Source organism: Ferrovibrio sp. GW821-FHT12D07 (assembly GCF_058807275.1).
In genome coordinates, this window is sequence record NZ_JBXAQN010000002.1 from 636,329 (window position 1) to 648,885 (window position 12,557).

Consider the following 12,557-nt stretch of genomic DNA (forward strand, 5'->3'; position numbering starts at 1 on the left):
ATCCTTTGGGCCAGCAGCCCTTTTAGACGAAAATCGGCCGGAACACGCCGCCCCGGCCGTCAAAATCGGCGCCAACCTAGACGCCCGCTCCGCCCACGGTCAATAGCCATCTCACAATGAATGGAAAGATTTCTGCCTCTGGGTTGAAATTTTCTTGCTGGCTGAGATCATTTTCGACCACCAGCCCCGGTTCGAACTGGTGCCGGAACCAGGTGGTCTGGCGCTTGGCATAATGCCGGGTGTTGAGCTGGCCGATCCGGACCGCCTCATCCAGCCCGATCTCGCCCTTAAGATATTGGAGCAATTCAGGAAGTCCATGGGCCTTGCGCATCGGCGCATCGGTGGGGATGTCGGTCCGGGCCAGAACGGCCTTTGCTTCCTCCATCGCTCCGCTTTCGAGCATACCGGTGAAACGCCGGTCGATCCGAGCATACAGCGCTTCGCGCGGCGGCCGCAGCAGCAGGCGGCCAACCGGATTGGGCAAAGGCGGCGTCGGCGCGGCGGCCTGCCAGGTGGCCAGGCCCTGCCCCGTGGCCTGCAGCACCTCCCAGGCCCGCACCAGCCGCTGGCCATCGGCCGGCTTCAGCTTTGCCGCCGTGTCCGGATCGGCGGCCATCAGGGCCGCATGCAGCGCAGCCGGGCCATCTGTCTCCAGCCGCATCCGGACTTCGGCGCGGATATCCTCCGGGATCGGCGGGATATCGACCAGACCCTCGAACAGGCTGCGCAGATACATGCCGGTGCCGCCCAGCAGGATGGGCAGGCGGCCTTCTGCAATCGTCTCGGCGATGGCGGCACGGGCCAGCTCGACCCAGCGTGCCGCCGTGCCATGCTCGGCGCCATCCAGCACGCCATAGAGCCGATGCGGCGCCTGCGCCATCTCTTCGTCGGTGGGGCGCGCGGTCAGCACACGCAGGTCGCGATAGACCTGCATGCTGTCGGCATTGATGATGGTGCCGTTGAAACGCTGCGCCAGCGCGATGCCCAAAGCGGACTTGCCGCTGGCTGTGGGGCCGGCAAGGACGAGTATCGGTGCGGTGTTAAGACTTGTCACAGATGGCTTCCGAGTTGCGCCGCCCCTTCTACAGCCCTAGAACAGGCGGATGCAAAACATTCTCACCCTGATCGCCGCTCCCCATAACGCCGTCCTGACGGCGCGCACCGTGAATGCCGTGCGCGACGCGCTGGCGCTGGCCCGCGGCAAGGTCGGCCCGGTCGACTGGCTGGATCAGGGCATCGCCTGCGACATTCCCTTCGACGGCGTCGAGGCCGCCGAGGCCGAAAAGGTCGCCCGCGTGGCACTGCGCAACGCGCCGGTGGATGTGATCGTGCTGAAGGCGGAGACCAACCGTCGCAAGAAGGCGCTGGTGGCCGACATGGAGTCGACCATCATCCGCAACGAGATGCTGGACGAGATCGCTTTCCTGGCCGATATCGGCGAGCAGGTGGCCGACATCACGCGCCACGCCATGAATGGCGAACTGGATTTCTTTGCCGCGCTGCGCGAGCGCGTACAGCTGCTGAAGGGCCAGCCGGCCAGCCTGCTGAACGATGCCGCCCTCCGCATCAAGCTGATGCCCGGCGCGCAGGTACTGCTCAACACCCTGAAGCAGCATGGTGTCCATACCGCGCTGGTGTCCGGCGGTTTTGATTACTACACGCAGCCGATCGCCGAGCAGCTCGGCTTCGACGAGCAGCAGGCCAATCACCTGGTCATCGAGAACGAGCAGATCGCCGGCAGCGTGCGTGAGCCGATCCTGGGCAAGGAAGCCAAGCTGGAAGCGCTGCAGCGCGTGGCCAAGGCGCGCGGCATTTCCGAAGCCGACTGCATCACGGTCGGCGATGGCGCCAACGATCTCGCCATGCTGGGCGCATCAGGGATGGGCGTGGCCTTCCACGCCAAGCCGGCCGTGCAGGCCGCTGCCAAGATCAACATCCGCCACGGTGATCTGACCGCGCTGCTGTACCTGCAGGGCTATCGCGCCGATGAGATTTTCGGGCGGGGCTGAACGACAATTATTGTCATGGCCGGGCTTGACCCTGCCATCCACGCCTTACTGAAGCATCTGCTGCAGCTTTGGCTGCTCCAGCAGAACAATGGTCCTGTGATGACCAGTCTCAGCCTCAAAAAGCGATCCGGCGATACTAGCTCGTGATCCCACCAGCTTTCGATAGTCCTCGAAGACTCCGGGCATGGTTAGCAACTGGACAATCTTTATTCGCTGGAAATCCTGGCCCAGATCATCCTCCCGGTCGACCTTCGCCTTGACGCAAAGAGTCTCATCAAGCCGCAGAAACCAGTAGGTTTCCTGCCGATCGCCGTTATGGATGGTTTCGTAATTTGGCGGTCCGGGGAAAGTCAGCTCAATCACGCGGCCCGTCAAGGTGACAGGGGCGCTCAATAATAAACACTCAGCCGCAGCCGGCACTGGCCCAAGAAGCACCACGAGTCCGCCAACAAATTTCAGGCTGCGAAACGTGGATGGCCGGGACAAACCCGGCCATAACAAATGAAAGAGACGGGGCAGGCGCACTGTTTATCGCGCGGTCCAGCCGCCGTCGATGGCAATCGACGTGCCGGTGATCGACTTGGCGCCGTCGCTGCACAGGAAGACGGCGAGCGCCGCCACTTCCTCGATCTCGACGAAACGCTTGGTCGGCTGCACGGCGAGGATCACCTCGCGGATCACCTTGTCGCGGGGCATGTTATGCGCCTTGGCCTGGTCGTCGATCTGGCCTTCGACCAGCGGCGTGCGCACATAGCCCGGGCAGATCGCATTCACGGTGATGCCGGCCTCGGCCACTTCCAGCGCGACCGACTTAGTCAGGCCGACCTGGCCATGCTTGGCCGCCACATAGGCCGACTTGAAAGGCGAGGCCACCAGGCCATGTGCCGAGGCGATGTTGACGATGCGGCCCCAACCCTTCTTCTTCATGCCGGGCAGGGCCGTCTTGATGGCGTGATAGCTGGACGACAGGTTGATGCTCTGGATCGCGTCCCATTTCGCATCGGGGAATTCATCCACCGGCGAGACGAACTGGATGCCGGCATTGTTGACCAGAATATCGATGCCGCCGAATTCGGCTTCGGCCTTCCTGATGAAGGCGGCGATCGCCTCGCCCTTGCTCATGTCGGCGCCGTCATAGACCACCTTGACGCCGAATTCGGAGGCCAGGCCGGCACGGATCTTTTCGATCTCGGCCGCGTCGCCAAAGCCGTTCAACATGATGTTGGTGCCCTGGGCGGCCAGCGCGCGGGCGATCCCCAGGCCAATACCGCTGGTGGAGCCGGTGACGACGGCGGACTTGCCTTTCAGCATGGGGGGACCTTTCTTAAGAAGCCTGTCTGGCCAGTTGTCTGGATGGGGAAAGCCTAGCGGAAAAGCCGGGCTTTTGCCTAGCCGCAGCCCGGTTTCACAGGACTACGGGGCCGTCCCGGGGGCCTGAGCCTTGCAGCCCCGCCGCCCTCATGGGATACCTGAATCGAGGCTTTTTGCAGGAGCATTGCGCGCATGCTGAACCGTATTACCCGCATGGATGATGACGAGCCGGAAAAGAACGGCGAGACCGACAAGGAAAAGGTCCGCGACAAGACCCCGGCCATCGAGGAGCGCCTGTTCAAGGCGCGCACCATCCTGATCTTCGGCGGCATCGACCAGAAACTGGCCAAGGAAGTGTCGGCCCGCCTGCTGGCTCTGCAGTCGGCGAACGATGATCCGATCACCATCTACATCAACAGCCAGGGCGGCCATGTCGAGTCCGGCGACACGATCTATGACATGATCAAGTTCGTGAAGCCCGATGTGCGCGTGGTCGGCACCGGCTGGGTCGCCTCGGCCGGCGCGCTGATCTATGCGGCGGCCAAGAAGGAAAACCGCTTCAGCCTGCCGAACACCCGCTTCCTGCTGCACCAGCCGTCCGGCGGCGCCGGCGGCACGGCCTCGGATGTCGCCATCCAGGCGAAGGAAATCATCCGCATGCGCAAGCGGCTGAATGAAATCTTCGCCCGCGAGACCGGCCAGACGCTGGAGCGCGTGGAAAAAGACACCGACCGCGATTACTGGATGAGCGCCGAGCAGGCCGTGGAATACGGCCTCGTGGGCAAGGTCGTGCAGAACGCCCGCGAGATCGAATAAGTCCTTACGGACAAGAAACGAAAAAGGCCGGCTGAGAAGCCGGCCTTTTTTATTAACTCGCGGAAGCCTTACGACTTCAAGGGCACGGGTACGAAGCGGGGCTCGCCGGCACGCTGGATCTGCAGCAGCGCGACCTTGCGCTTGGCATCCTTCAGCGCTTTCAGCATCTCGACCGCATCGTCGGTATTGCGGATTTCCGACTGCGCCATCTCGATGATCACATCGCCAACCCGGACGTCGCGCTTGGCGGCCGGACCGTCGGGCTCCACATCGGTGATCACCACGCCCTTCACGTCATCCTTGATGTCGTGCTTCTGGCGCAGCTCCTTGCTGAGCGCCGAGACGCGCACGCCCAGGTCAGCCAGATCAGTCTCGTTGCGACCAGGCTTGCCGCGCGCACTGTCCTGCTTCTGGGTGCTTTCCTGCTTGGCCGAGGCCAGCGCGGCCTCCAGCTCGCCCAGGGTGGCCTTCACCGTCTGCTTCTTGCCCTTGCGGATGATCTCGACATTCACCGCCTTACCCACCGGGGTCTCGGCGACGCTGCGGGTCAGTGCATTGGTGCTAGCGATGGTCTTGCCGTCGAAACCGACGATCACGTCGCCTGAGTCAATGCCGGCCTTCTGGGCCGGACCGCCGGGCACCACCTTGGCGACCAGCGCACCACGCGCCTGCTGCAGGCCGAGCGCCTCGACCATCTCGTCGGTAACCGACTGGATCTGCACGCCGAGCCAGCCGCGCTTGGTGCGGCCGAATTCGATCAGCTGCTGCGCCACCGGACGGGCCAGATTCGCCGGCACGGCAAAGCCGATGCCGATCGAGCCGCCCGACTGCGAGAAGATCGCGGTGTTGATGCCGATGACGTTGCCATCCTTGTCGAACAGCGGGCCGCCGGAATTGCCCTTGTTGATCGAGGCATCGGTCTGGATGAAGTCATCATAACGGCCGGCATTGATGTCGCGGCCGCGCGCCGAGATGATGCCGGCGGTGACCGTGCCGCCCAAGCCGAAGGGATTGCCGATCGCCAGCGTCCACTGGCCGACGCGGATCTTTTCCGAGTCACCCCAGTTCACCGCGGTCAGCGTGCGGCCCTTGGGCTCGACCTTCAGCACCGCGATATCCACTTCGGGATCGCGGCCGACGATCTTGGCTTCCAGTTCGGTGTTGTCATGCAGGATGACGCGCACCTGATCGGCATCGGCGATCACGTGGTTGTTGGTGACCACATAGCCGCGGGCATCGACGATGAAACCCGAGCCCAGCGACGAAACCTGGCGCGGCGGCCGATTGCCCTCGCCGCGCTGCTGGCGCTCGAAGAACTCCTTGAAGAAATCCTCGAACGGCGAGCCCGGCGGGAACTGCGGCAGACCTTCCGGCATGCCGCCGCGATTCTGCACCGTCTGCGTGGTCGAGATATTGACCACGGCCGGCAGCAGCTTCTCGGCCAGATCGGCAAAATCACCCTCGGGCGCGCGGGCCCAGGCTGAGGCCGACCCGATGACGAAGCTCACCGCCAGACCGGCGGCCAGCACCCGACTCAGGACCGGACGCAGCATGGACGTCTGCAGAATGGCATTCATGGCAACCTCCACGCGGACGGAACAGCCGCCGCGATCAAGCAACACTTAACGCTGGGGCGTCCGGCGCGGCGCACCGGTCGGATTTTCGAAATACCGGAAGAACTCCGAATCCGGCGACAGCACCATGGTGGTATCGGCCGGCGTCAGCACCTTCGTGTAGGCCTGCAGCGACCGGTAGAAGTTATAGAACTCCGGGTCCTTGTTGGCGGCCTCGGCGAAAATCTTGGTGCGTTCGGCATCGCCCTCACCACGCAGGATTTCCGACTTGCGACGCGCATCGGCGATCAGCACGGTGCGCTGGCGCTCGGCTTCCGAACGGATACGCTCGGCCAGCTCGAAGCCGGTGGCGCGCTGTTCGTTGGCTTCACGCTGACGCTCGGTCTGCATGCGGCGGAAGATCGCCTGACTGATGGTGTCGGGGAAGTCGGCGCGCTTGATGCGCACGTCGACCAGCTCGATGCCCAGACGGCGGCTGTCTTCCTGCAGCGTGTTGGTCACTTGCTGCATGGCCTGCGGGCGGTCGCCCGAGATCACGCTGGCGGCGTCCAGACGACCGAAGGCACCGCGGAAGGCGTTGGCCACCGATGGCGCCAGACGGCCGCGGAGGCCAAGTTCGTTGCGGACGGTCTGATAGAACAGCAGCGGATTGACGATCTTGTAGCGCACGAAGCTGTCCACCACTAGACGACGCTGGTCGCTGGTGAGGATTTCCTCGGGTTGCGCGTCGAGACCGAGAATGCGCTTGTCGAAATAGACGACATCCTGGATCAGCGGGATTTTGACATTCAGGCCCGGCTCGGTGATGACCCGGCGCGGATCGCCGAACTGCACCACCAGCGCCTGCTGGGCCTGATGCACGGTGAAGAGAGCGCCGCGCAACAGGAAGCCCGCTGCGACAACGACGATGACGATAATGGTGAGGAGAGAGCGGTTCATCTGGATATCTCCTCAGCGCTGCGGCTGCGCCGCGGGCGCCGCCTTCTTCTGCAGCTCGGGCAACGGCAGGTACGGCACAACGCCGCTGCCGGCGCCGTGGCCATCGACGATCACCTTGTTGGTGCCGCGCATGATCTGTTCCATGGTTTCCAGATACATCCGCTTGGTGGTGACGTCCTTGGCCAGACGGTATTCGTTGTAGACCTGGGTGAAGCGGCTGGCATCGCCCTGGGCGTTGGCGATGGTTTCCTGCTTGTAGGCTTCGGCCTGCTGCAGCAGACGCTGCACCTCGCCACGCGCACGCGGCACGATGTCGTTACGATAGGCTTCCGCCTCATTCTGCGTACGCTCGCGGTCGGCCTGGGCCGACTGCACGTCGCGGAAGGCGTCCAGCACCGACGATGGCGGCTCGGTCCGCTGCAGGGCCACCTGAGTGACCACCACGCCGGCACCGTAGCCGTCGAGCACCGCCTGCATCACGCGACGGGTGTCGTCGGCGATCTTGGTGCGGCCTTCGGTGAGGATGAACTGGATGTTGTTCTTGCCAACCACTTCGCGGATGGCGCTTTCAGCCACCTGCTTGATGGTGCGCGAGGGATCGACCACGTTGAACAGATACTGGCCGGCATCCTTCACCTGCCACAGCACGGTAAAATCGATGTCGACGATATTCTCGTCGCCGGTCAGCATCAGGCTTTCCTCCGGCACGTCGCGCTGCTGCGCGCCGCGGGTGGGAGAGTCGCCCAGGCTGCGGAAACCGATCTCTTCACGGTTCACCGAGGTGACCTTCGGCGTCAGCACGCTGTCGACCGGCCAGGGCAGACGATAACGCAGGCCCGGTTCAGTGACGGCATGCACCTTGCCGAAGCGCAGCACCACGCCCTGTTCATCGGTATCAACGCGGTAGAAGCCGGTGCCGAGCCAGATGGCCACGGCCACCAGGATCAGCAGCAGGATGCCACGACCCGAAACATCGCCGCCGGGCAGCATGCCGCGGAAGCGGTCCTGGCCCTTGCGGAGGATATCTTCAAGACTGGGGGGATTGGGGCCGCCGAAGCCGCCACCGCCGCCGCCATTGGGACCATTACCACGGGGACCCTGACCCCAAGGCCCGCGACCACCGCCGCCTCCGCCTTGCCAACCGCCGCCGCCACCTTGATTGCTCCAGGGCATCCCACTGTCCTTCTTTGCCGAAACCGTCTTGCGATTTGGGGCTTGTTACCGGGCTTATGCGCCCGTGAGTGTATCAGACCGCCTGCCGGGGTCAGAGTGCCCAGCCCGCCTTTTGCCTGCCTGTTTGACCGGTGAATTGCCCTGCTCCCGCCCCCGCGATATATCAATCGCTTGGCGCAAGCTTGGCACTGCCAGCCGCTGATCGAGAATATTGGAACGTTTACAGGGATTTCAAGCATGACCGGGGTGACAGAAGCGCAGATCATGGGCGCACTGCGCGATGTGGTAGACACCGATCATGGCAAGAATGTGGTCGATCTCGGCATGGTGACCGGCCTGGTCATCAAGGGCGGGAATGTCGGTTTCGTGCTGGAAGTGCCCGCCCAGGAGGGCCCGCGCAAGGAACCGCTGCGCAAAGCGGCCGAACTGGCGGTCGCCGCCCTGCCCGGCGTGACCTCCGCCACGGTGGTCCTGACCGCCGAAACCCGGGGCAAGAGCGATGCAGCACAACCGGCCCCTCACAACCATGGCGCCCACAGCCATGCCGGGCATGACCATGCCGGCCATAGCCACGGGCCGTCCAAGGCGCCTGCCGGTGGTAAACCGGAAGTGACCGCCCGCCCGGCCATCCCGGGCATCAAATCGATCATTGCCGTCGCCTCGGGCAAGGGCGGCGTGGGCAAATCCACCACCGCCGTCAATCTGGCGCTGGCCCTGGCGCAGGGCGGCAAGAAGGTCGGCCTGCTGGATGCCGATATCTATGGCCCCTCGCTGCCACGCATGATGGGCATCACGGGCAAGCCGAACTCGCCCGACGGCAAACGCCTGCACCCCCTTCAGGGCTGGGGCATTCCCTGTATGTCGATGGGCTTCCTGGTACCGGAAGACACGCCGATGATCTGGCGGGGGCCCATGGTGATGAGCGCGCTGGAGCAGATGCTGCGCGATGTGGAATGGGGCGAACTGGATGTGCTGGTGGTCGACATGCCGCCGGGCACCGGCGATGCCCAGCTGACCATGGCGCAGCGCGTGCCGCTGGCCGGCGCGGTGATCGTCTCGACCCCGCAGGACATCGCGCTGCTGGATGCGCGCAAGGGCCTGAACATGTTCCGTCGCGTCGACGTGCCCGTCCTGGGCATCATCGAGAATATGAGCTACTTCTGCTGCCCCAACTGCGGCCATCGCAGTGACATCTTCGCCCATGGCGGCGCGCGCAGGACGGCCGAGGAACTGGGCTGCGATTTCCTGGGCGAACTGCCGCTGAAGATCGAAATCCGCGAGACCAGCGATGGCGGCACGCCGATCGTCGCCTCCATGCCGGACAGCGAGGAGGCGAAAGCCTATCGTGCGATTGCGGTGAAGGTGGCTGAAAAGATCGATCGCGACGCGGCCGCCAGCCGCATGCCGCGCATCACGATCCAGTAAGCAAAGCTTTTAACTGGCGCAGAGCGCCTCGCCGGCATTGTCCTGCAGGGCAGCGACGACGATGCGACGCAGCGCCTTCAGTTCGGTCAGAACAGCCTGCGCCAGGTCGGCTGCCGCATTTTCGATGAGCAGGCAGATACTCTGGCAGATGGTGGCCACGCGCATATGGCCGCAGGCGATGCCGAGGCCGTGAAGCTGCTGCATGATGCCGCGGATGCGCGCCATGGCCGTCGGATCGGATGCAGCCCCTTCGAGGGCCCAGAGCGCGCGCTCCGCTTCCAACTGCAGGGTGGCGGCGAAGTGACTGCGGTTCAGGGTACTGCCATCCAGAAAATTGATCGGCTCGCCAGCCATAACATCCTCTTGAGATAAGAAAACGGCGTCGGTTCCGCCGACGCCGTTCTTGTACGATCAGGACATGCAACCGGCAGGTTACTTGCCGGGCACGTTACGATTTGGTTAGGCCTCACTCGCCTTTTCTTCGGAGATCGCGGCCTGCGCTGCCGCCAAACGTGCAATCGGCACGCGATAGGGCGAGCAGGACACGTAATCCAGGCCGGCGTTGTGGCAGAAGCGCACCGATGACGGATCGCCGCCATGCTCGCCGCAGATGCCCAGCTTGATGTCCTTGCGGGTGCTGCGGCCGCGTTCGGCCGCAATCTGCACCAGCTCGCCCACGCCATTCTGGTCGATGGTGACGAAGGGATCGCGCTCGAAGATGCCGGCCTTCAGGTAATCGTCCATGAACAGCGCCGAGTCATCGCGGCTGATGCCGAGCGTGGTCTGGGTCAGATCGTTGGTGCCGAAGGAGAAGAACTCCGCCGTTTCGGCGATGTCGGCCGCACGCAGGGCCGCGCGCGGCAGCTCGATCATGGTGCCGACCAGATACTTCACCTTCTTGCCCTGCTCCTTGAAGACAGCCACGGCGACAGCGTCGACGCGGGTCTTCAGGAAGTCCATCTCGGCCTTGGTGGCGACCAGCGGGATCATCACTTCCGGCTCGACCGGCTTGCCGCCGGCCTTGGACACCTGCACGGCCGCCTCGAAGATGGCGCGCGCCTGCATCTCATAGATTTCCGGATAGCTGATGCCGAGACGGCAGCCGCGATGGCCCAGCATAGGGTTGGTTTCTTCCAGCGCCTTTTTGCGTTCCTTCAGCGCTTCCACGCTCAAGCCGGTGCCGCGGGCGACAGCGTCGAAATCAGCGTCGCTCTTGGGCAGGAACTCATGCAGCGGCGGGTCGAGCAGGCGGATGGTGACCGGACGGCCGGCCATGATCTTGAACAGCTGCACGAAGTCGTCGCGCTGCATCGGCAGAATCTTGGCCAGCGCCTTCTTGCGGCCCTCGACAGCCGGCGAGAGAATCATCTCGCGCACCGCGGTGATGCGGTCGGCATCGAAGAACATATGCTCGGTACGGCACAGGCCGATGCCTTCGCAGCCGAAACGCACCGCCGTTTCCGCATCCGCGGGGGTCTCGGCATTGGTGCGGACCTTGAGCTTGCGCAGCTTGTCGGCCCAGCCCATCAGCAGGCCAAAATCGCCTGACAACTGCGGCTCGATCATCGGCATCACGCCGAGAATCACTTCACCGGTCGAACCATCGATGGTGATGACATCGCCCTTGTTGATGACGACATCACCCGCCGTCATGCGGCCGGCATTGTAATCGATGCGTATACCGCCGGCGCCCGAGACACAGGGACGACCCATGCCGCGCGCCACGACGGCAGCATGGCTGGTGGTGCCGCCGCGTGCGGTCAGGATGCCCTTGGCTGCATGCATGCCATGGATGTCTTCCGGCGAAGTCTCGACGCGGCAGAGAATGACGGCTTCGCCCTTGGCGGCCCATTGCTCGGCTTCATCGGCCAGGAACACCGCCTTGCCCGAGGCGGCACCCGGCGAAGCAGCCAGGCCCTTGGCGATCACCTTGCGCTCGGCCTTCGGATCGGGCGTGGGATGCAGCAGCTGGTCCAGCGACGACGGCTCGACGCGCTCGATGGCTTCGGCCTGACTGATCAGCTTTTCCTTCACCATGTCGACGGCGATCTTGATCGCGGCCTTGGCGGTGCGCTTGCCCGAACGGGTCTGCAGCATCCACAGCTTGCCCTGCTGGACCGTGAACTCGATGTCCTGCATGTCGCGGTAGTGCTTTTCCAGCTTCACGAACACGTCGATCAGCTGCTTGAAGGTGGCCGGCATGGTCTCCTGCATAGAGGGCATCTCATTGCCGACCTTCAGGCGCGATTCCTTGGTCAGCTGCTGCGGGGTGCGGATGCCGGCAACGACGTCCTCGCCCTGCGCATTGATCAGGTATTCGCCGTAATAGATCTTTTCGCCCGTCGACGGGTCGCGGGTGAAGGCGACGCCGGTGCAGGAGGTGTCGCCCATGTTGCCAAACACCATCGCCTGCACATTCACCGCCGTACCCCAGGAGGCCGGGATGTTGTTCAGGCTGCGATAGGTGATGGCGCGCTGGTTCATCCAGCTGGAGAAGACGGCGCCGATGGCGCCCCAGAGCTGATCGCGCACATCCTGCGGGAAGGGCTTGCCCAGTTCCTGCTGTACCTTCTGCTTGTAGACGGTGACGAGCTGCTTCCAGTCCTCGGCCTTCAGCTCGGTATCGAGCGTGAGACCATGCTCTTCCTTGTGCAGTTCGAGCAGTTCCTCGAAATGCTCATGGCCGACATCGAGCACGACGTTGGAATACATCTGGATGAAGCGGCGATAGCTGTCCCAGGCGAAACGCTCGTTGCCCGACAGCTTGGCCAGACCTTCGACGGTCTGGTCGTTCAGGCCGAGATTCAGCACGGTATCCATCATGCCCGGCATCGAGGCGCGGGCGCCCGAGCGGACCGAGACCAGCAGCGGCTTCTTCGCGTCGCCGAACTTGGCGCCAGCCAGTTTTTCCACCTTGGCCAGCGCGGCATCGACCTGGCCCTTCAGTTCCTTGGGATACTGCTTGCCGATCTTGTAATAGGCCGTGCAGACCTCGGTGGTGATGGTCAGGCCCGGGGGAACCGGCAGACCGATATTCGACATCTCGGCCAGGTTGGCACCCTTGCCGCCCAGCAGGTTCTTCATCTCCGCGCGGCCCTCGGCCTTGCCGTCGCCGAACGAGTAGACCAGCTTGCCCTTCTGCGGCGCGGTCAGCTTCTTCACAGCCGCCTTCTTCTTCACCGTTTTCTTCACGACCTTTTTCGGCGCGACCTTTTTGGTCTTCGCCTTCACCTTCGAACGGGCGGCAGGTTTGGCAGCCTTCCTGGCCTTGGTGACAGTCTTCTTCTTCGGCTTGGGCTTGGCCATCGGT

11 protein-coding genes are annotated in these 12,557 nt (G+C 63.8%); 3 read left to right on the forward strand and 8 right to left on the reverse strand.

Annotated features, from left to right (window positions below; genetic code table 11):
* Positions 1–76: 76 nt before the first annotated feature.
* On the reverse strand, positions 77–1,054 hold the full coding sequence (miaA, locus tag AC1RRE_RS14920; RefSeq protein ID WP_492981979.1) for a tRNA (adenosine(37)-N6)-dimethylallyltransferase MiaA: 978 nt from the start codon (positions 1,052–1,054) through the stop codon (positions 77–79).
* A 49-nt stretch (positions 1,055–1,103) separates the two neighbouring features.
* Here miaA and serB point away from each other — a divergent pair, with 49 nt between their 5' ends.
* Positions 1,104–2,009 carry a phosphoserine phosphatase SerB gene (gene serB / locus AC1RRE_RS14925; protein ID WP_492981980.1) on the forward strand — a complete coding sequence of 302 codons (906 nt, stop codon included), beginning with the start codon at positions 1,104–1,106 and terminating at the stop codon, positions 2,007–2,009.
* A 45-nt stretch (positions 2,010–2,054) separates the two neighbouring features.
* Here serB and AC1RRE_RS14930 read toward each other — a convergent pair whose 3' ends face one another.
* Together AC1RRE_RS14930 and AC1RRE_RS14935 are read right to left on the reverse strand one after the other, a co-directional pair.
* Positions 2,055–2,534 (reverse strand): DUF4431 domain-containing protein, encoded by a 480-nt coding sequence (locus AC1RRE_RS14930; RefSeq protein WP_492981981.1) that lies wholly within the window; start codon positions 2,532–2,534, stop codon positions 2,055–2,057.
* Positions 2,535–2,537: 3 nt separating this feature from the next.
* Positions 2,538–3,320, reverse strand: a complete 783-nt coding sequence (locus AC1RRE_RS14935; protein WP_492981982.1) for a 3-hydroxybutyrate dehydrogenase — start codon at positions 3,318–3,320, stop codon at positions 2,538–2,540.
* A gap of 192 nt (positions 3,321–3,512) precedes the next feature.
* Between AC1RRE_RS14935 and AC1RRE_RS14940 the strand changes: the two genes are divergently transcribed.
* On the forward strand, positions 3,513–4,136 hold the full coding sequence (locus AC1RRE_RS14940) for an ATP-dependent Clp protease proteolytic subunit (protein WP_492981983.1): 624 nt from the start codon (positions 3,513–3,515) through the stop codon (positions 4,134–4,136).
* Between the two features lie 68 nt (positions 4,137–4,204).
* Here the strand turns inward: AC1RRE_RS14940 and AC1RRE_RS14945 are convergent, their stop codons facing one another.
* Genes AC1RRE_RS14945 through hflK form a run of 3 tightly spaced genes read right to left on the reverse strand, consistent with a single transcriptional unit; the run spans position 4,205 to position 7,822 of the window.
* Positions 4,205–5,713 carry a DegQ family serine endoprotease gene (locus tag AC1RRE_RS14945; protein WP_492981984.1) on the reverse strand — a complete coding sequence of 503 codons (1,509 nt, stop codon included), beginning with the start codon at positions 5,711–5,713 and terminating at the stop codon, positions 4,205–4,207.
* A gap of 45 nt (positions 5,714–5,758) precedes the next feature.
* Complete coding sequence (gene hflC, locus AC1RRE_RS14950) at positions 5,759–6,649, reverse strand: protease modulator HflC (RefSeq protein ID WP_492981985.1); 891 nt, start codon at positions 6,647–6,649, stop codon at positions 5,759–5,761.
* A gap of 12 nt (positions 6,650–6,661) precedes the next feature.
* Complete coding sequence (hflK, locus tag AC1RRE_RS14955; RefSeq protein ID WP_492981986.1) at positions 6,662–7,822, reverse strand: FtsH protease activity modulator HflK; 1,161 nt, start codon at positions 7,820–7,822, stop codon at positions 6,662–6,664.
* A gap of 237 nt (positions 7,823–8,059) precedes the next feature.
* Between hflK and apbC the strand changes: the two genes are divergently transcribed.
* Complete coding sequence (apbC, locus tag AC1RRE_RS14960) at positions 8,060–9,247, forward strand: iron-sulfur cluster carrier protein ApbC (protein ID WP_492981987.1); 1,188 nt, start codon at positions 8,060–8,062, stop codon at positions 9,245–9,247.
* Positions 9,248–9,256: 9 nt separating this feature from the next.
* On the opposite strand, the gene AC1RRE_RS14965 is transcribed toward apbC, so the two are convergent.
* Positions 9,257–9,601: a hypothetical protein gene (locus AC1RRE_RS14965; protein ID WP_492981988.1), complete on the reverse strand. Its 345-nt coding sequence runs from the start codon at positions 9,599–9,601 to the stop codon at positions 9,257–9,259.
* A gap of 105 nt (positions 9,602–9,706) precedes the next feature.
* Positions 9,707–12,553, reverse strand: coding sequence for a pyruvate, phosphate dikinase (gene ppdK / locus AC1RRE_RS14970; RefSeq protein ID WP_492981989.1), 2,847 nt, complete (start codon positions 12,551–12,553; stop codon positions 9,707–9,709).
* Positions 12,554–12,557 lie beyond the last annotated feature (4 nt).